General features: G+C 74.7%; 18 protein-coding genes. 7 read left to right on the top strand and 11 right to left on the bottom strand.

Annotated elements, in window-relative coordinates; all coding sequences use genetic code 11:
- Window positions 1-13: 13 nt before the first annotated feature.
- Window positions 14-1267, top strand: coding sequence for a geranylgeranyl reductase family protein (locus E9549_RS14875; protein WP_236827324.1), 1254 nt, complete (start codon window positions 14-16; stop codon window positions 1265-1267).
- 114 nt (window positions 1268-1381) lie between these two features.
- On the opposite strand, the gene E9549_RS14870 is transcribed toward E9549_RS14875, so the two are convergent.
- A complete protein-coding gene (locus tag E9549_RS14870; RefSeq protein ID WP_236827323.1) occupies window positions 1382-2194 on the bottom strand; it encodes a hemolysin III family protein in 813 nt (270 codons plus the stop codon).
- Window positions 2195-2322: 128 nt separating this feature from the next.
- On the opposite strand from E9549_RS14870, the gene E9549_RS14865 reads away from it, so the two are divergent.
- The 6 genes from E9549_RS14865 (at window position 2323) to E9549_RS14840 (ending at window position 8230) form a co-directional block, all read left to right on the top strand.
- On the top strand, window positions 2323-3102 hold the full coding sequence (locus E9549_RS14865) for an isoprenyl transferase (RefSeq protein ID WP_236827322.1): 780 nt from the start codon (window positions 2323-2325) through the stop codon (window positions 3100-3102).
- 23 nt (window positions 3103-3125) lie between these two features.
- Window positions 3126-4343 (top strand): DUF885 family protein, encoded by a 1218-nt coding sequence (locus E9549_RS14860; RefSeq protein ID WP_236827321.1) that lies wholly within the window; start codon window positions 3126-3128, stop codon window positions 4341-4343.
- 3 nt (window positions 4344-4346) lie between these two features.
- Window positions 4347-4793 (top strand): hypothetical protein, encoded by a 447-nt coding sequence (locus E9549_RS14855; RefSeq protein ID WP_236827320.1) that lies wholly within the window; start codon window positions 4347-4349, stop codon window positions 4791-4793.
- A gap of 57 nt (window positions 4794-4850) precedes the next feature.
- Window positions 4851-5852, top strand: a complete 1002-nt coding sequence (locus E9549_RS14850; protein WP_236827319.1) for an ATP-binding cassette domain-containing protein — start codon at window positions 4851-4853, stop codon at window positions 5850-5852.
- On the top strand, window positions 5849-6607 hold the full coding sequence (locus tag E9549_RS14845) for an ABC transporter permease (protein ID WP_236827318.1): 759 nt from the start codon (window positions 5849-5851) through the stop codon (window positions 6605-6607). Before E9549_RS14850 ends, E9549_RS14845 begins: the two co-directional genes overlap by 4 nt.
- A gap of 330 nt (window positions 6608-6937) precedes the next feature.
- On the top strand, window positions 6938-8230 hold the full coding sequence (locus E9549_RS14840) for a PhoH family protein (protein WP_236827317.1): 1293 nt from the start codon (window positions 6938-6940) through the stop codon (window positions 8228-8230).
- 625 nt (window positions 8231-8855) lie between these two features.
- Here the strand turns inward: E9549_RS14840 and E9549_RS14835 are convergent.
- The 10 genes from E9549_RS14835 to E9549_RS14790 all read right to left on the bottom strand — a co-directional run.
- Window positions 8856-9104, bottom strand: coding sequence for a hypothetical protein (locus E9549_RS14835; protein WP_236827316.1), 249 nt, complete (start codon window positions 9102-9104; stop codon window positions 8856-8858).
- Window positions 9101-11959 (bottom strand): hypothetical protein, encoded by a 2859-nt coding sequence (locus tag E9549_RS14830; RefSeq protein WP_236827315.1) that lies wholly within the window; start codon window positions 11957-11959, stop codon window positions 9101-9103. Before E9549_RS14830 ends, E9549_RS14835 begins: the two co-directional genes overlap by 4 nt.
- Window positions 11940-13985 carry a flagellar biosynthesis protein FlhA gene (flhA, locus tag E9549_RS14825; protein ID WP_236827314.1) on the bottom strand — a complete coding sequence of 682 codons (2046 nt, stop codon included), beginning with the start codon at window positions 13983-13985 and terminating at the stop codon, window positions 11940-11942. Before flhA ends, E9549_RS14830 begins: the two co-directional genes overlap by 20 nt.
- 177 nt (window positions 13986-14162) lie before the next feature.
- Window positions 14163-15311 (bottom strand): flagellar biosynthesis protein FlhB, encoded by a 1149-nt coding sequence (locus tag E9549_RS14820; protein ID WP_236827313.1) that lies wholly within the window; start codon window positions 15309-15311, stop codon window positions 14163-14165.
- 11 nt (window positions 15312-15322) lie between these two features.
- Window positions 15323-16087, bottom strand: a complete 765-nt coding sequence (gene fliR / locus E9549_RS14815) for a flagellar biosynthetic protein FliR (RefSeq protein WP_236827312.1) — start codon at window positions 16085-16087, stop codon at window positions 15323-15325.
- 4 nt (window positions 16088-16091) lie between these two features.
- Window positions 16092-16367, bottom strand: coding sequence for a flagellar biosynthesis protein FliQ (gene fliQ, locus E9549_RS14810; protein ID WP_236827311.1), 276 nt, complete (start codon window positions 16365-16367; stop codon window positions 16092-16094).
- A 2-nt stretch (window positions 16368-16369) separates the two neighbouring features.
- Window positions 16370-17212 carry a flagellar type III secretion system pore protein FliP gene (fliP, locus tag E9549_RS14805; RefSeq protein WP_236827310.1) on the bottom strand — a complete coding sequence of 281 codons (843 nt, stop codon included), beginning with the start codon at window positions 17210-17212 and terminating at the stop codon, window positions 16370-16372.
- Window positions 17209-17628 (bottom strand): flagellar biosynthetic protein FliO, encoded by a 420-nt coding sequence (locus tag E9549_RS14800; RefSeq protein ID WP_236827309.1) that lies wholly within the window; start codon window positions 17626-17628, stop codon window positions 17209-17211. Before E9549_RS14800 ends, fliP begins: the two co-directional genes overlap by 4 nt.
- Before the next feature lie 5 nt (window positions 17629-17633).
- Entirely contained in the window at window positions 17634-18374 is a 741-nt protein-coding gene (gene fliN, locus E9549_RS14795; RefSeq protein ID WP_236827308.1) for a flagellar motor switch protein FliN, read from the bottom strand.
- Window positions 18371-19343, bottom strand: a 973-nt coding sequence (locus E9549_RS14790) for a flagellar motor switch protein FliM (protein WP_236827307.1), incomplete at its 5' end; no start/stop codon positions are given. The genes E9549_RS14790 and fliN, both read right to left, overlap by 4 nt.

Genomic DNA, 19343 nt, shown 5'->3' with positions numbered 1-19343 from the left:
GACACTGGGCGGCGTGCCGACCAGCGCCGCCCGCCCCGCAGCCACCGACGTCCTCGTGGTGGGTGCCGGCCCGGCCGGGGCCGCGGCCGCCGCGTGGGCGGCCCGGGCCGGTTCCGACGTCGTCCTCGCCGACGCCGCCGTCTTCCCGCGGGACAAGACCTGCGGTGACGGGCTGACGCCGCGGGCCATCGCCGAGCTGGACCGGCTGGGCCTGGGGGAGTGGGCGCGGTCCAGGACGCGCAACCGCGGCCTGCGCGCCGCCGGGTTCGGCCGGGAGTGGCAGCTGCCGTGGCCGGGTGGGGCGTACCCCGACCACGGCAGCGCCGTGCCCCGCACGGAGCTGGACGCCCGCATCCGGCAGGTGGCGGTCGACGCGGGGGCGGTCCCGGTCGACGGCGCCCGGGCCGTGGACGTCGAGCGCGACGGCGACCGCGTGCGCGCGGTGGTGTTCGAGGACGCCGACGGCGCGACGCGCACGATCGGCTGCCGGCGGCTGGTCGTGGCCGACGGCGTCCGTTCGCCGCTGGGCCGGCTGCTGGGCCGGGAGTGGCACCGCGACACCGCCTACGGCGTGGCGGCGCGCAGCTACGTGCGCTCGGGTCGCAGCGACGACGAGTGGATCAGCTCGCACCTGGAGCTGCGCGGCACCGAGGGGGAGCTGCTCTCGGGTTACGGCTGGGTGTTCCCGCTGGGCCGGGAGGCGGGCGAGGTCAACCTGGGCGTGGGCACGCTGGCGACCGCCCGCCGGCCGGCCGGGGTGCAGCTCAAGGCGCTGCTGGAGTTCTACGCGGAGACCCGGCGCGCGGAGTGGCGGCTGGACGGCCCGGTCCGGGACGTGACCTCGGCGCTGCTGCCGATGGGCGGGGCGGTGTCCGGCGTCGCGGGCCGGAACTGGGCCCTGGTCGGTGACGCGGCCGGCTGCGTCAACCCGCTCAACGGCGAGGGGATCGACTACGGGCTGGAGACCGGCCGGACTCTCGCCGGGCTGCTCGCCGAGGACGACTGGACCGCGGCCTGGCCGGCGACGCTGCGGCGGCACTACGGCGAGGCGTTCTCCATCGCACGGCGCCTGGCCGGGCTGCTCACCGTGCCCCGCTTCCTGCCCCTGGCCGGCCCGGTCGGCATGCGCTCCCGCCCGCTCATGACCGTCGCCCTGCGGGTCATGGGCAACCTCGTCTCCGACGAGGACCGCGACCTCGTGGCGAGGCTCTGGCGCACCGCCGGCCGGGCCTCCGTGCGCATGGACCAGCGCGCACCGTTCTCCTGACCGCGGCCGGCGTCAGCCGGTCCGGGCGAGCGGGGCCCGGGGGTCCCCCGAGGACGGACGACAAGAGCTCAGCGCAAGCCGGGGACGGATGCTGGCCGCGGTTGTCTGACGGAGTCAGGCAAAAGGACTCGAGTACACCGCGAAGTACACCGCGATGTAGTGGCAGATGGCCGCGACGACGGTCATCGCGTGGAAGACCTCGTGGTAGCCGAACGTGCCCGGCCACGGGTTCGGCTTCTTGATGCCGTAGGCGATCCCGCCCAGGGTGTAGAGCGCGCCACCGACGGCCAGCAGCACCATCGAGGCGACCCCGGCGATGTGCAGGATGTCGGTGAGCACGAAGACCGCCACCCAGCCCAGCCCGATGTACAGCGGGACGCCGACCCAGCGCGGCGCGGTCGGCCAGGTCAGCTTGAGCGTGACGCCGGCCAGGGCCCCGGCCCACACGCCGGCGAGCACCCAGTAGCCGGTGGGCTGGTCGACGGCGAGGAGGGCGAACGGGGTGTAGGTGCCGGCGATGAACAGGAAGATCATCGAGTGGTCGAGCCGCTTCATGATCTTCCAGCCGCGGGGTGACCAGCGCCGCCGGTGGTAGAGCGCGCTGATGCCGAAGAGACCGCAGATGGTGAGGCAGTAGACCGTCACCGACCAGCCGGCGCGGGCGCCCTGGACGGAGGCCAGCGGGATGAGCACCGCACCGGCGACGATCGCGCCGAAGAAGGAGAACAGGTGGATCCACCCCCGTGCCCGGGGGCGGGTGTCGGGGTGCTCCCAGTCGCGGTCGGCGAAGTGGCTGGCGTCCCAGGCCTGCTCGACCCGCTGCCCTTCCGCGGCGACGGTGGCCGCCGCCTGCTCGGCGGGCGCTTCCAGCACCGCCCCGTCGGCCTCCACCCGGACGGGGTCGCGTTCGGAGGGGGGGACACTCATGCTCCGAGGCTACGGAGAGCGGGGTGCGGCGTCATCCGCGGCGGCCTGTGAGCTTGCTGCCACCGCCCCCGCGCCACGGCCGGGAGCGCTCCCGGCCGATGGGTGGCGGGGGGCTTAGGGTGACCGGCGTGGGGGTGCGTCGACGGGTCCGTGACGCTCTCATCCAGGTGTACGAGCGGCGGCTGGCGCGGGCGCTGGTCGGGGCCGACGTGCCCCGGCACGTGGGCGTGATCATGGACGGCAACCGGCGGTGGGCGCGGGCCATCGGGCTGGAGGACGTGGCGCACGGGCACCGCCGCGGGGCGGCCAAGATCGCCGACCTGCTGGGCTGGTGCGACGACGCCGGGGTGCAGGTGGTCACCCTCTTCATGCTGTCCACCGACAACCTGCGCCGGCCCGCGTCCGAGCTCGACGCGCTGCTGGCGATCATCGAGGACGTCGCCGTCGACCTGGCGCGGCCGGGGCGGCGTTGGCGGATCCGCAGCATGGGGGCCCGGGAGGTCCTGCCGGAGCGCACGGTCGCCGTCCTCGAGCAGGCCGAGCGCGACACCTGCGACCGCCCGGGCGCGACGGTCAACCTGGCGGTCGGCTACGGCGGGCGGCGGGAGATCGCCGACGCCGTCCGGTCGCTGCTGAGCGAGCACGCCACCCGCGGCACCTCCCTGGAGGAGCTGGTGGAGGTGCTCGACGTCGAGCACATCGCCGAGCACCTCTACACGCGCGGGCAGCCCGACCCGGACCTGGTGATCCGCACCAGCGGGGAGCAGCGCATGTCGGGCTTCCTGCTGTGGCAGACGGCGAACGCCGAGTTCCACTTCACCGACGTCTACTGGCCGGACTTCCGCCGCGTCGACTTCCTGCGCGCGCTGCGCGACTACTCGGCCCGGCACCGCCGCTTCGGCGGGTGACGGCGGCTGCGAGACTGGCCGCCATGACCGCGGGAGCCCTCGACGTCGCCCTGGAGTACGTGCGGCTGGGCCTGCGCTTCGACCGCGTGGAGGCCGGCTTCGTCGACGCCTACACCGGGGACCCGCGGGTGCGGGCGCAGGTGCTGGACGAGCCGGCGCCCACCCCGCGGCAGCTGCGCGACCGCGCGCGGGAGCTGCTGCGCGAGCTCGACGCCGCCGAGCTGCCCGCCGACCGCGCCGACTTCCTGCGCGGCCAGCTCACCGGCCTGGAGTGCAGCGCGCGGAAGATGAGCGGGGAGCCGGTCGGCTTCGTGGAGGAGGTGCAGGCCTACTTCCAGGTCGACGTCGGGCTCGGTGACGAGGGCGAGTACGCCGCCGCCCACGCGGAGCTGGACCGCCTGCTCCCCGGCGACGGCACGCTGGCCGACCGGTACGCCGCCCACCGGCGCCGGGAGGAGTGCCCGCCGGACCGGCTCGAGGCTGCGGTGCACGCCCTGTCGAGCGCGCTGCGCGACCGGGTGCGCGGGCGGTACGGGCTGCCCGAGGTCGAGACCGTCCGGTACGAGGTGGTCACCGACAAGCCCTGGTCGGGGTTCAACTACTACGAGGGCGGCTACCGGTCCCGGGTCGCGATCAACGCCGACCTGCCGCACCGGCTCTCCCAGCTCACCCACCTGGTGGCGCACGAGTCGTACCCGGGGCACCACACCGAGCACTGCCGCAAGGAGCAGGGGCTGGTCGAGCGGACCGGCCGGCTCGAGCACACGGTGTTCCTGGTCAACACCCCCGAGTGCCTGATGGCCGAGGGGCTGGCCGACCTCGGCGTCCCGGCGGCGATCGGCGAGGGCTGGGGCGCCTGGTCGGAGGAGATCCTCGGTGACCTCGGGCTGCGGTTCGACGGCGCGCTGGCCGAGCGGATCGCCGCCGCGGCCGCCCCGCTCAACCGGGTCCGGCAGGACGCCGCGGTGCTGCTGCACGACCGCGGTGCCGACGCCGACGAGGTGGCGGCGTACCTGCAGCGGTGGGCTCTGGTCAGCCCCGAGCGCGCCCGGCAGCAAATCCGCTTCCTGACCGACCCGCTGTGGCGGGCCTACATCTCCACCTACGTGGAGGGGTTCGACCTGCTCACCCGCTGGCTCGACGCCCGCCCGGTCGAGCAGCCGGTCGCCGACCGCTTCGTCCGCCTGCTCGACGAGCCGCTCACCCCGCAGCGGATCGCCGCCGAGATCCCGGCCGCCTGACCCGTGGCCGCCCGCACCCCGGCGCAGGCCCGGTTCCTCGGACTCTGGACCGCGGGCTGGCTGGCCCTGCTCCTCGTGCTGGCGCTCGTCCGGTTCGGCGACCCGGGGGTGCAGTGGCCGGTGCTGCTCGTCCCGGTGGTGTGGGCGCTGGTGGCGCTGCGACCCCGCCGCGCGGCGCGGGTCCGGGGGGGACGACGCCGGGTGGCGGACGACGCGTGGGAGGACGACGCGTGGGAGGACGACGCGTGGGAGGACGACGGGCGGACCGACGACGGCCGGGCGGACGAGCGCTGGCACGACGACGAGCGCTGGCACGACGAGGGGTGGTCCGCCGACGGACGCCGGGCCCACGGGGAGCCGCACCGGTGGCCGCCGCCGTCGGAGCGCACCGACACCGTCGAGCGCCCGGCGGTGCGCCGGCGCTCCGACGGGCCCGACGCCCGCTGGTGACCGGCCGGAGGTGACGCCCTCGGCGAAACCGGTGGAAGCTCGTCGGTGGACCGGTGGATGCTGTCGCGCGTGATCCACGCCCGCGGTCTCGCCCGCACCTTCCGCAAGCGGAAGCAGGAGGTCCACGCCGTCGTCGGGGTCGACCTCGACGTCGCGCCCGGTGAGATCGTCGGCTTCCTCGGGCCGAACGGCGCGGGCAAGACGACGACGCTGCGGATGCTGACGACGCTGCTCGAGCCCACCGCGGGGACGGCCACGGTGGCCGGCTGCGACCTGCGGACCGACCCGGTCGGGGTGCGCCGTCGCATCGGCTACGTCTCGCAGAGCGGCGCCACGGCCCCGGAGGCGCGGGCGGGCGAGGAGGTGGTCGACCACGCCCGGCTCTACGGCATGAGCACCGCCGAGGCCACCGAGCGCGGCCGGCAGCTGTTCGCCGAGCTCGACCTCGACGGGCTCTGGGAGCGCCAGCCCAAGGCCATGTCGGGGGGCCAGCGCCGCCGGCTGGACATCGCGGTGGGCCTGATCCACGTGCCCGAGCTGGTCTTCCTGGACGAGCCGACCACCGGCCTGGACCCGCAGGCGCGGGCGAACCTGTGGGAGCACATCCGCGGCCTGCGCGAGGACCGCGGCACCACGGTCTTCCTCACCACCCACTACCTCGACGAGGCCGATGCCCTCTGCGACCGGATCATGGTCATCGACCACGGCGCGATCGTCGCCGAGGGCACCCCCGACCAGTTGAAGTCCCAGGTGGGCGGGGACGTGCTGACCGTGACGGCGGAGCGGCCCGACCAGCTCGGCGAGGTGGCCCGCCTGGTCGGGGCGCTGCCGGGAGCCGAGCCGCCGCAGCTGCTCGCCGACCGGGTCGTGGGCCGGGTGCCGCACGGCGGCAGCGCGCTGGTGGAGCTGGTGCGCGCGCTGGACGCCGCCGGCGTCACCGTCAGCGGGATCGAGAGCCGCCGGCCCAGCCTGGACGACGTCTTCCTCGGCCTGACGGGCCGGTCGCTGCGCGAGTCCGGGGCCGCGCCGGCCGCGGCCGGGGCGGTGGCGGCGCGATGAGGACCCTGCTGCGCGACACCGGCACCGTCTTCTCGCGCGCGATGCGCATGTCGCTGCGCAACCCGGCCTGGCTCGTGATCAGCCTGATGCAGCCGATCCTCTACATCGTGCTGTTCGGGCCGCTGCTCGAACCGCTCGCCGAGCAGCTGGGCCCGGGTGATGCCTACCAGATCTTCGTGCCCGGCATCCTCGTGCAGCTTGGCATGTTCGGCGCGCTGTTCGTCGGCTTCGGGCTCATCGCCGAGTGGCGGGCCGGCGTCATCGAGAGCCAGCGGGTCACCCCGGCCAGCCGCACGGCGCTGCTGCTGGGCCGGGTGCTCCGCGACGTCGTCGTGCTGCTCACCCAGGGAGTCCTGCTGGTGCTGGTCGCGGTGCCCCTGGGGCTGCGGGCACCGGTGGTGGGGGTGGCGCTGACCCTGCTCGTCGTCGCGTTGCTGGGAGCGGCGCTCGCTGCCGTCTCCTACGCCCTCGCGCTGACGCTCAAGAGCGAGGATGCGTTCGCGCCGCTGCTCAACGCGGTGGTGTTCCCCGTCGTGCTCCTCTCGGGGATCCTGCTGCCGATGACGCTGGCCCCGGGCTGGCTGCAGACCCTCAGCGACGTGAACCCGTTCAAGCACGTCGTCGAGGCGGCGCGCGAGTTCTTCATCGGCGGCTACGGCACCGCGACCGCGTGGTGGGGCGTCGCCCTGACCGTGCTGCTGGCGGTGCTCGGCTGGATGTTCGGCGTGCGCCGGTTCCGCCGCGAGTCCAGCTGACGGAGCGCCCCCGAGCCCCCCGGCGCCCGCGGTCGCGCCGGGGTCCCGGCACGGGGTGCGTGCCACCCGCTGGGGCAGGTGTGGCCGGCGGTACCCCGTCGGGTGAACTTCAGGTTGCGGGGTGCGGCGCGGGCGCGCTCCTGTCGGTGGTCGGGCCTAGCGTCGGCAGTGGACGTCGAGCTGCCCTCGGCGTCCACGGGAGGCCCGGTTGGTGCGACTGCGTTCGTCGTCCAGGGGGGCCGGTGCCCGGCCCCTGCGCCGGGGCCCGGTCACCTTCGAGCAGGGGTCCGCCACGCCTGCGTGGCGCCGCCCCACGGGAGCCGACTCGTGATGACTCGCCGCACCTTCGTCCTCGACACCTCCGTCCTGCTCTCCGACCCCGGGGCGCTGCTGCGCTTCGGCGACGCCGACGTGGTGCTGCCGCTCGTCGTCATCGGGGAGCTGGAGGACAAGCGCAACCACCCCGAGCTGGGCTGGTTCGCCCGTCAGACGCTGCGCATCCTCGACGACCTCCGGGTCGCCCACGGCCGGCTGGACGCGCCGGTCCCGGTGGGGGAGGGCGGTGGCACCCTGCACGTCGAGCTGAACCACAGCGACCCGTCGGTGCTGCCGGCCGGCTTCCGCAACGACAGCAACGACAGCCGGATCATGGTGGTCGCGCTCAACCTGCGCGCCGAGGGGCGGGACGTCTGCCTGGTCACCAAGGACGTCCCGCTGCGGGTCAAGGCGGCGGCGGTCGGTCTGGAGACCGACGAGTACCGCGTGCTGGACGCCGTGGACGCCGGCTGGACGGGGATGACCGAGCTCTCCCTCGACGATCCCGAGCTCGACGAGCTCTACGGGACCGGGGAGGCGTTCCTGCCGGCGGCGGCGGAGCTGCCCACCCACACCGGGCTGGTCCTGCTGTCCTCCCGCGGCTCGGCGCTGGGCCGGGTGCTGCCCGACAAGAAGGTGCGCCTGGTGCGCGGCGACCGGGAGGCCTTCGGGCTGCACGGCCGCTCGGCCGAGCAGCGGGTCGCGCTGGACCTGCTGCTGGACCCCGAGATCGGCATCGTGTCCCTCGGCGGGCGCGCAGGCACCGGCAAGTCGGCGCTGGCCCTGTGCGCGGGGCTGGAGTCGGTGATGGAGCGGCGGGCGCACAAGAAGGTGGTCATCTTCCGGCCGCTGTACGCCGTCGGCGGGCAGGAGCTCGGGTACCTGCCCGGCAGCGAGGGCGAGAAGATGTCGCCCTGGGCGCAGGCCGTCTACGACACCCTGGGCGCGCTGGTGTCGAAGGAGGTGCTCGACGAGATCGCCGCCCGCGACCTCATCGAGGTGCTGCCGCTGACGCACATCCGCGGGCGCTCGCTGCACGACTCGTTCGTGATCGTCGACGAGGCGCAGTCGCTGGAGCGCGGCGTGCTGCTCACCGTGCTCTCCCGGCTGGGCAGCAACTCGCGCGTGGTGCTCACCCACGACGTCGCCCAGCGCGACAACCTGCGCGTCGGCCGGCACGACGGGGTCACCGCGGTCATCGAGAAGCTGAAGGGGCACGTGCTGTTCGCCCACGTGACGCTCACCCGGTCCGAGCGCTCGCCGATCGCCGCGCTGGTGACCGAGATGCTCGAGGACCTGCCGCTCTGATCGCGCCACTCCCGGGGCGTTCCTCCCGCCCTGCCGGTCGTGCAGGACGGCGGGTCGGCGAGGAACACCCCGGGAGGGGGCCCGGCGTGGGCTGGGAACGGGCTGCCGGGGCGGCTCACCGCCGGCGTGCGCCGGCGCGCGCCGGACCTGGCCGCGAGCCGGTGGGGCACGGCGAGCTCGGCCCACACCCACCCTCGTCGCGGGCGGCGTCCTCCCGGCGCTTCTCGGCGAACACCGCATCGTCGGGTCCTGCCCCGGGCGCAGCAGCCGCCCGTACGTCACCCGGCCGTCGAACTCGTCCACCAGCCGGACGTCCTCCCACGCGCTGCCGGTCCGGGCCACGAGGCCACCGCCGGCCGACCCGATCTCGTGCTGCAGCGCCGGAGGCCCCAGCCGCATCGCGCTGCAGGATCACCCGGCTGCGGCTCTCGCCCACGCTCTCGCTGCGCCCGTCGGCAGCGGCGACCACGCGCGTCGCGTGCCGGGCTCCGGGGCGCCCGGAGACGTCGAAGAGCCGGGCGCGCACCGCACCAGCCCTCCGGGCAGCGCCGCGTCCAGGGCGACCACGGCCACCTCGTGCGGCAGCGAGAGCGCGAGGGAAACCCGGGGCGGGGCCCGCTCCGGTCTAGGCGGCGTCCTCGTCGACCGGAGCGCCCGCGGTGGCCGCCGGGCGGCGGCGCCGGCCCTTGGGTGCGGGTTTCGGCGGTGCCGCGACCGCCCGCACCAGCGCCACCACGACCCAGCCGGCGAGCAGGCACCACGGCAGCCGGCCCACCACCTCCTCGGTGGTGAAGTCCCCGCGCAACCCGAGCGCGAGCACGGGCACGGCCAGCACGAACCCGACGAGCAGGACGTCCCAGCGGAACGGGCTCATGCCTGCGGGCTGTCCAGGCGCTCGCAGAGCAGCGAGGCCCAGCGGTGCGGGGTCGCGCGGACGCCGTCGAGGAGGGCCACGGGCACGGTCAGCCGCTGCAGCACGGCGGCCGGGTCGGCGCTGAGGTCGGTGTCCTGGACGACGAGGGCGTCGACGCGGGCCAGCCCGTCCAGCCAGAGCTCGAGGTCCTCGGGCTTGCGGGTCGCCTCCACGACGGCCCACACCGCCACCGGCGACCAGATCGCCAGCATCTGCGACATCCAGTACACGTCGCTGCGCAGCGGGACGTCGACGGCGACGATGGTCAGCGTGCCGGCGTCGGCCGCCTCCTGCCGCCGGTCGATGGCGGCGTCGATCGTGGTCATCCGGCTGCCCTTGGGGGCCAGGCCTGCGAGATCACCGCGCGTCGCCCACTGCACCCGGTCGGGGTCCAGCCGCAGGGAGGCGGCCAGCGCCCGGGCGGCGCGGAGGGTCTCCACACCCGGGCCGACCACGAGCAGCACCTCGCCGGCGCCGGTGGGTAGCCGGGGTGCCTCGGGCAGCCGCTCGGTCAGCGCCCGGGTGAGCGCCGCGTAGGTGCCGTCGGCCTCGATGCGGTCCACGACGTCGTCCCCGAGCAGCTCACGCGGCACGCCGAGCTCGCCCAGCCGGGCGACGACCTCGTGCGCCGTGGCCGGGACCGCGGCGGTCCGCGGGGTGGGCGCCGGTGCGGCCGGGACGTCGGTGTCGTCCTCGAGCTCGGGCATCCCCGGGTGGTCGTCGCCGGCCATGAGCGGGGCCACGGGCAGGCGGGTGACGGTCGCCAGGCTGCGGGGCGCCCGCGCCGCGGGGGTGGTCTTGCCCGCCTCCTCGGCCACCGGGGCGACCTCGTCGCGCGGAGCGGAGGACCCCGGCCGCGACGGCGGGACCAGCGGGCGCCCCGACGACGGGGGGACGGGCGGCAGGCCGCGACCCCGCGCACCCGCCAGCGGGGGCAGCAGGGAGACCCGCGGCATGACGGTGGTGGCGTCCAGGGACATGCCCAGCGGAGCCGGGTCGCTGGCGGTCCGGGCGAGCAGCGGGGCGGCCTCGGCCAGGTCCGCGGCGAGCGCCGTGCCGGCCTCCTCGGCAGCGACCTCCTCGACGGCGCCCTCCTCGACCGCAGCCGCCACCACGTCCCCGACCGCCGGGTCCTCGACGACGGGCCCGGCCACCACCGGCTCCGTGGCCACCGCCTCGGTGACCGCGGACGGGTCGGAGGACGGCTCGACCGCGACCGGCTCCTCGGCGGCCGGCCATTCCATGACCGCCACCTCCGCGACGGGCTCCACGGTCACCGCCTCGACGGCCGGCAACTCCTGCGCCGGCGCGGCGTCGGCGACCGGCTGCGGAGCGGCGAGCAGCACGTCGGTCCAGATGGGCGCGTCGTCGGCGGCCGGGGCAGCGGGCACGGGGTCGCCCCACAGCGTGGAGCCGCCGGCGGTGCTGCCCCACCATGCCAGGTCGGGTGCCGGCGCGGGGGCCGGAGCGGCAGGGGCGCCGAACAGCAAGGAGGACGTCCCGACGACCGGCTCGGCAGCCCGGGGAGCCGGCGTCAGGGGCTGCGCGGCGACGGGGGCGAAGAGGGGGTCGGCGGTCAGGCCGGCCGGGGGCTCCTCGCGGAGCGGATCGGCGACGACGACCGGCTCGTCGAGGACCGCGGGCGGGGCGGCCGGTTCGTCGGAGACCGCGACCGGCTCGTCGAGGACCGCGACCGGGGCCACCGGCTCGTCGAACACCGCGGCGGGGAGCACCGGCTCGGCCAGCGCCTCGCGCGGGGAGTCGCCGGCGAGCATCTTGCGCAGGATCCCGGCGAGCGCCTCGTCGGAGTGGCCCCGGGCCAGGGCGTCGCGCAGCGCCTCGGCGATCTCCTCCTGGCGCGCGGACGGCGCCGGCACGGTGGCCTCCCGCGGGGTGGCCGCCCACGTGGGCAGCTCCTCGGCACCGCTCGTGGACGTGGTGGGCGGCGCCGCGGCCTGGTCCTTCACCGTGGTCTCCTCCTGCTGCACGGCCTGGGACCGTTTCGACGGATCTGCTGAACGGATGGCCGCGGCCAGGGACGGCCGGGATGCCGGCGTGGCCGCGAGCGGGTCGCGGTCCGGCGCGGCCGGGACGGCCTCCACCGGCTGGGCCAGCGCGTGGTCGACGGCCTGGCGCACGTCACGGTCACCGGAGACCATGCGGGCCAGCGCGGCGGTGAACGGCGAGGGGGCGGCGTCGGCGTCCGCCTTCTGCGCCGGCGTGACCGGGGTGGTGACGTGCGGACGCGGGGTGTGCGCGGGCTCGCGCGTCGCCTTGGGGAAGGTGGCCCGGGCCGCCGTCGACCGCCCGTAGGCCGATGTGGGCGCGGCGGGTGCGGCGCCGCCCAGCAGACCGGCCAGCTCGTCGATCCGCTCGTCGTCCCGGGCGGGGGGTGCGGCGGGAGCGGCCGACCAGGACGGCGCGGCCCCCGGGTCCGTGGCCGGCGACCGGGGCGCAACCCGCCGGGCCACCGGCTCGGCGGTTCCGGGCCGGGCGGCCTCCGCGGCCCAGGCGGCGGCGCCGTTGCGGGCGGGCGCGGTCGTGCGGGCGCGCGCGGGGGCGGCGGCGGCCAGCGGGGAGTCGTAGGCGGCGACGGGCGTGGCCTGGGCGGGGCCCGCCGACGGCGAGGGGACGCCGGGGCGCGCGAACTGGTCGGGCGCCACCTCGGCGATGTAGCGCTCGGTGGCGAAGAAGCCCAGGACGCCGCCCGAGCGGACCCGGCGCACCCCGACGACGCGGGCGTGCGGCCCGAACTGCTCGCGCGCGGCCGCGATCGCGTCGTCGCGCGTGGCGGCCTCAACGGATCGCAACGGCACCGCTCACCACTCCCAGCGACTCGATCTGGGCCGTCCGGGACACCTCCGCGTAGGAGATGACCGGCAGCCGGGGCAGGATCTGGCGCATCAGCCGCGCGAGCGCCGCACGGACCTGAGGCGAGCAGACGAGGACGGGGGACAGGCCCTGCCGCTCGGCGTCCTCGAGCATGCCGCTGCAGCCGTGGACGAGGGCGTCCACCGCACCGGCGTCGAGCGCCAGGACAGCACCCAGCTCGGTCTGGCGGACCGACTCGAGCAGGCGCTGCTCGAACCCCGGCTCCAGCGTGAACACGTGCAGGCGCTCGTCCGGCGTGACGTAGGGCTGGCTGATCGCCGAGCCCAGCGCCGTCCGGGCCGCCTCGACGAGTCCGTCGAGGTCGGTGGAGTGCTTGGCACGCACAGAGAGTGCCTCGAAGATGCGCACGAGGTCGCGGATCGACACACCCTCGGTGAGCAACGCGTGCAACACGCGTTGCACCTCTCCCAGGGTGAGCAGCGCCGGCGTCAGCTCCTCGACGACCACCGGGTGCGTGCGGCGCACCATCTCCACGAGGAGGCGGACGTCCTCGCGGCCGAGCAGGTCGGCGGCGTTCTGCCGGACGACCTCGGCCAGGTGCGTGGTGATGACCGAGGACCGGTCGACGACGGTGGCGCCGGCCATCTCGGCGGCCCGCTGCAGCTCGGCGGGCACCCACTTGGCGGCCAGCCCGAACACCGGCTCGTGGGTGGGCTTGCCGGGCAGCCCGTCCAGCGCGTCGCCGATGGCCAGGACCGTGCCGACGGGGGAGCTGCCCTTGGCGACCGGCACGCCGTTGAGCCAGATGACGTACTGCGAGGACGGCAGGTCGAGGTTGTCGCGCGTGCGCACCAGGGGGATGACCAGGCCGGTCTCCATGGCGACCTTCCGCCGCAGCGCCTTGACCCGGTCCAGCAGGTCGCCGCCGCGGGCGGTGTCGACCAGGTCGACCAGGTCGAACGCCACCTCGAGCTCGAGCGGGTCGACGCGCATCCGCTCGGCGATCGCCTCGGGCGAGTCGGGGGCGGGCTCCAGCTCGGCGGCGGCCGCGGCGGCCTCGGCCTCCTCGTCGACCTCCTCCGGCTCGGTCATCCGGCTGGCCATGACGAGGAAGAGGACACCGACGAGCAGGAAGGGCAGCTTGGGCAGCCCGGGGATGAGGCACAGCGCGAGGGCCGCGCCGCCGGCGATGCGGACCGGCTGCCTGAACCGGCCGAGCTGGGCGATGAGGTCGCTGCCCATGTCGCCCTCGGTGGCCGAGCGCGTCACGATGATGCCGGTCGCGGTGGACATCAGCAGCGCCGGGATCATCGAGACGAGCCCGTCGCCGACGGTCAGCAGCGAGTAGGTGCTCACCGCCTCGGCCGGCGCCATCCCGCGCTGCATCATGCCGATGGCGAAGCCGCCGATCAGGTTGACGAGCGTGACGACGATGCCGGCGATCGCGTCGCCCTTGACGAACTTCGAGGCGCCGTCCATCGAGCCGTAGAAGTCGGCCTCGGCGGTGACCTCGTGCCGCCGCTTGCGGGCCTGCGCCTCGTTGATCAGCCCGGCGTTGAGGTCGGCGTCGATCGCCATCTGCTTGCCGGGCATCGCGTCGAGGGTGAAGCGGGCGCCGACCTCGGCGACGCGTCCGGCGCCGTTGGTGATCACCACGAACTGCACGATGGTGAGGATCAGGAAGATCACCAGGCCGACGACCAGCGAGCCGCCGATGACGATGTGGCCGAAGGCCTCGATCACCTTGCCGGCGTAGCCGTCGGTGAGCACGAGCCGCGTCGAGGAGACGTTGAGCGCGAGGCGGAAGAGCGTCGCGATGAGCAGCAGCGACGGGAAGACGGCGAAGTCCAGCGGCCGCTTGATCTGCATCGCGACGAGCAGCACCAGCAGCGAGATCGCCAGGTTCAGCCCGATGAGCATGTCCATCGCGGCAGCGGGCAGCGGCACCACGAGCATGAGGACGATGGCCACGACGCCGATCGGGACCGCGGCCTTGCCCAGGCCTTTCACTCGCCCGCTCCGGGCTCGCACGAGGGACGCTGGCTCACCCCTCCCTCATCGGCAGGCGGGCGACGGGCCGGTACCTCGGCGGGGAGCGCCCGTCCTGGCTCACCTGGTGTGGTCCTGGCTCACGGTCGACGGTGAGCCAGGACCCGGAACGATCAGGTGACCTGATCATCACTGTGCTCAGGCGGCGACGGGGGGACGGCGGCGGCCCGCTCTGGGCAGGTCCGTGACGTCGGGCGCCTCGAACCCGGGCCGGTGGAAGCCGCCCCGCACGCCTCGGGCACCCAGGTGCATGACGAACGCCAGCACGCGGGCGACGGCGGTGAACAGCTGCGGCGGCACCTCCTGGCCGAGGTCGCAGGAGGCGTGCAGCGCCCGGGCGAGCGGGATGTCCTGGACCAGCGGCACCCGCGCCTCGGCGGCCCGCTCGCGCAGCTTGGCCGCCACCTCGCCGGCGCCCTTGGCGACCACCCGCGGCGCGCCCTGAGCGGCGTCGTACTTCAGCGCGACCGCGACGTGGGTCGGGTTGACCAGCAGGACGTCGGCGTCGGCCACCTCGGCCATCATCCGGTTCCGCGACATCGCCATCTGCACCCCGCGGCGGTGCGCCTTCATGTACGGGTCGCCCTCGGCCTGCTTGTGCTCCTGCTGGATCTCGTACTTGCTCATCTTCAGCTCCTTCATCATCTTCTTCCGCACGACGACGTAGTCGGCGACGGCGATGACGAGGCCGGTGACGGCGACGACGCGGAACATGAGCACGGCCGAGTCGGTGAAGGTGGCCGCGACGGCCGACAGCGGCAACGAGCCCGCCGAGGAGACCAGCGCCTGGGCCCGGTCGCTGGTGACGATGACGACCGTGCCGAGGGCCGCCGTCTTGATCAGCGCCTTCGACATCTCCCAGAGACCCTGGGTGCCGAACATGCGCTTGAACGCCGGCAGCGGGTTGAACTTCTTCAGCTTGGGCTGCAGCGGCTTGGTCGTCGGGTGCACCCCGCCCTGGGCCGCGGACGACACGAGGCCCACCAGCATGAGCGCGATCGCCGTCGGCAGCAGCGTGGTGAGGAACGCGACCAGCGCCTTGCCGAGCAGCGCGGTGACCGTGTGGACCTGCGGGTCGTCGGCCACCGCCCCGACGTGCACGAACAGCTGCCGCACCGCGTCGAACGCGCTGCCCACGAGCACCGGCAGCAGGAAGCTGGCCGCCGCCACGCCGAGCCACGTCCCCAGCTCCTGGGTCCGCGGGATCTGCCCCTCCGTGCGCGCCTTCTTCAGGCGCTGGGGAGTGGGCGCCTCGGTCTTCTCACCACCCGGTCCGTCCTTGGCCATGCGTCACCCCCTCAGCCGCCGCGCAGCGAGGTCATGGCGCGGGCGCCGTGCTCGAGCAGCGTGTCCAGCGCCGGCGGGAGCAGCGGGAAGGTCAGCCCGAGCATCGCCAGGGTGAGCATGATCTTCACCGGGAAGCCCAGGGCGAAGACGTTGAGGGCGGGCGCGGCGCGGCTGAGCAGGGCCAGCGCCACGTCGGCGAGCAGCAGCACCGCCACCATCGGCCCGGCGATCTGCAGCGCGGCCAGGAACATCATCGAGAACGCGGTGATCAGCACCGACGCGATCTGGTCGGTGGGCACGTCCCCGCCCACGGGCAGCCCCTCGTAGGAGGTCGCGAAGCCCTTGACCATCAGCAGGTGCCCGCCGCTGGTGAACAGCAGCGTCGTCGCCAGCAGGTAGTGCAGCTTGCCCAGCGAGCTGTTCTGGGTCATGGCCATCGGGTCGTAGCCCGGCTGCAGCGAGAAGCCGCCGACGACGTCGAGCACGTCACCGGCCATCTGCACCGCCGTGAACAGCACCTGCACGACGAACCCGAGCGCCGCGCCGATGACGACCTCGGTGACGGCGGTGACCAGCAGGAAGCCGGCCGTCGGCTCGGGCAGCGTGGGCGCGATCTGGGTGGAGAGCAGCACCGCCAGGGCGAGGGCCAGCGCACCCTTCACCGGCGCAGGGATCACCCGCGAGTTGAACGGCGGGGCGAGCAGGACGAAGCCGGCGGCCCGCGCCGTGCCGAGGAGCAGGGCCGCGAGCGTGACCGCCGGGACCGAGAGGTCCACGCGGCTACGTCCGGTCGAGCAGTGCCGGGAGCTGGTCGAACAGGGTCTGGGTGAAGCTGACCAGCTCCGAGAGCACCCAGTTCCCGGTCACCAGCATGGCGATCGCGACGGCGATCATCTTCGGGACGAAGGAGAGCGTGGGCTCCTGGATCTGGGTGGCCGCCTGGAACAGCGAGATCAGGAAGCCGACCAGCAGGGCGGTCAGCAGGATGGGGGCGGCGACCTTGGCGGCGACCATCATGGTCTGCGCGGCGATCTCGGTGACGTCGGCGTCGGACACGGCTAACCCGCCCCTCCGTACGAACCCACCAGCGCGGTGGTGATCAGCGCCCAGCCGTCGACGACGACGAAGAGCAGCAGCTTGAAGGGCAGCGACACGATGGTCGGCGGGACCATCATCATGCCGAGCGCCATGAGGGCGGCGCTGACGAGCATGTCGAGCACCAGGAACGGGATGAAGATGACCAGCCCGATGATGAAAGCGCTCTTGAGCTCGGAGAGCACGAACGCCGGGATCAGCGTGGTCATGCTGACCTGCGTCGCGTCCGCCGGGGCCTGCTCGCCGGAGAGGCCGATCATCAGCTTCAGCTCGTCCTCGCGGGTGTTGTCCAGGAGGAACTCGCGCAGCGGCACGACGCCGGCGTCGTAGGCCTGCGACACCGACATCGCGCCGTCCATGTAGGGCTGGACGGCGACCTCGTTGATGTCGGAGAAGACCGGGCCCATCACGAACAGCGTGAGGAACAGGGCGATCCCGGTGAGCACCTGGTTCGGCGGCGACGTCGCCATGCCGAGCGCGTTCCGGGTCAGGCCCAGCACCACGATGATCTTGGTGAACGAGGTGGCCAGCAGGAGCACCGACGGCGCCACCGACAGCACCGTGATCGCGAGGATCAGGGTGATGGAGCTGCTCGGCGAGCCGTTGCCGATGGAGATGTCCACGGCGCCGCCGACCTCGGGGGCGGTCGGCGCCGTCGGCGCGGTGGGCGCCGTCGGGGCGGCCGTGGCCGGGCCGGCGAGGACGACGGCCGCCACGGTGGCGGTCAGCAGCGCGAGCAGCACCACGAGCGCGCGGCCCCGTGCCCGCTGGTCACCCGCGCGGGGCGGGCGCACGGCGGCGGTCATGACCGGCGGACCGTGCGCTCGCGCAGCTCGTCGACGAGCGTGCCCCAGCTGTTCCGGTCCAGCACCGAGCCGGCGAGCACGCCGTCCGGCGCGGGGCGGGCAGCCGGCACCGCGGGGATCTCGCCGGCCGCCTCGCCGGTGGGCTTCCGGGCGGGGGAGCGCTCGGCGAGGGCGGCGTCGACCGCCTCGCCGTCGACCTCCGCCAGCAGGGTGACCTGCTCCTCGGTGGCCCCGATGACCAGGACGACGTCGGCGACGCGGACGACGTTCACCGTGCTGGCGCGGCCCAGCCGCTGGCGTGCGACGACCTGGATGACGCCGTTGCCCTGGCCCAGCCCCTTCTTCTTCGCCAGCCGGGCGGCGAACCACAGGACGCCGCCGATGAGCGCCAGGGACAGGAAGAGCCGGATGATCATCCAGGTCATGAGGCCGCGGCCCCCAGCTCGGCGGCGTCGGTGACGATCTCGCTGATCCGCAGCCCGAAGTCCTCGTCGACGACGACGACCTCGCCGCGGGCGATCAGCGTGCCGTTGACCAGGAGGTCGGCGGGGGCGCTGGCGGCGCGGTCGAGCTCGACGACCTCGCCCGGGTGCAGCGAGAGCAGCTCCTGCACGGTCATGCGGGTGCGGCCGATCTCGACGGTGACCTCCATGGCCACGTGGCGCAGGAGCTCGAGGCTGCCCCGCTGCTCGCGCGCCGCGGGCAGGGTCACCTGGAGGGCGAGGGTCGCCTGGTGCTCGCCGTCGCCCAGGAGCGGGACGGCGACGAACATCCCCTTGTCGCGCAGCCCGTCGAGGGCGGCGACCGGCTCCTCGGTGCGCTCGGAGGCGACCCGCACCCGGCCGAGCGCGGCCGCGGCCGCCTCCAGCGCGGGCCGCAGGGCCGCGGAGACGTCCATGTGCCCGACGGGGGAGTTCTGCAGCGCGTCGACGACGTCGCCGGAGACCACCAGCACGACGTCGCCGGACACCTCGCCGGACAGGCCGGCGGTGACCGCGAGCGCCGCCGCCGGCGGCAGCGGGACGGTGTCGGGGTCGCTGACGGGGGCGCCGGCGCTCAGCACCGAGGTCGAGGGGACCAGGGCGGCGGCCGCCCGGGCGGCCGCGGAGACGACCGCCGTGACGGTCTGGGAGTCCTGCGAATCGGTGCGGGGCGCGGTCATGCGGAGTCCTTCGCGGCGTGCGGAGCGTGCGGGGTGGGGACGATCGAGGCGGCCAGGCGACGCCGGTGGTTGCTGGCGATGGCGTAGGCGAACGTCACGTCGTTGGTCGTGACCTCCAGCGGGCTGTCCCGCGGGTGGCGGAGCAGCAGCACGTCGTCGACGGCGAGGGAGAGCAGGTCGGAGGAGGAGACGGTGAGCGGGGCGAACCGGACGCTCACGTCCACCGGCACCAGGTTCAGCCGGTCGATCAAGGCCTCGCGGGCGCGCTGGCGCTTGCGCAGCGCGGACTCGGAGAGCTGCGGGGAGGCGGCGTTGTTCAGGGCCTGGGCGAAGGAGGAGAACGGCAGCACGACCGTGGCCTCGCCCTCGCGGTTGCCCACCTGCATCGTGAAGCTCGCGACCATCACGGTGTCCGAGCCGGCCGCGGCCTGGGCGAGCTGCGGGTTGTACTCCCGCCCGACGAGCACCGGCTGGATCTGGGTCACCGGCGCCAGCGAGGCGGCGAACTCGTCGAGCAGCCGGTCCAGCAGGTGGTTGGTGATGGTGGTCTCCATCGCCGTCATCGGCCGGTTGGGCTGGGCGGCGGCACCGGAGCCGCCGAGCATGTGGTCGACCATCGCCATGGCGATGTCGAGCGGGAAGGCCAGCAGCCCCTTCCCGGCGAGCGGCTCCAGGGAGAACGTCGAGATGAAGGTGGGGTCGGGCAGGGTCCCGATGTAGTCGTCGTAGGAGAACTGCTCGATCCCACCCAGCTCCAGGCGGGCGCCGGCGCGCAGGAACGTCGTGAGGATCGTCGTCGCCTGGCGGGCGAAGCCCTCCTGCGCGATCTGCATGACCCGCACGTGCTCGCGGGAGAGCTTGGTCGGCCGGCGGAAGTCGTAGGTGCGCGGTGCCCCCCGGCGGCTGCGGCCGGTCGAGGCCGGGGCGGCGGGGGCCGGAGCCGCCGGGGGGCACCGCGCACCTACGACT

It is taken from the genome of Blastococcus sp. MG754426 (genome assembly GCF_021699055.1).
Lineage (GTDB): Bacteria > Actinomycetota > Actinomycetes > Mycobacteriales > Geodermatophilaceae > Blastococcus.
The sequence above is the reverse complement of the archived record's forward strand: the minus strand, read 5'-3'. Positions and strand labels throughout refer to the sequence as shown.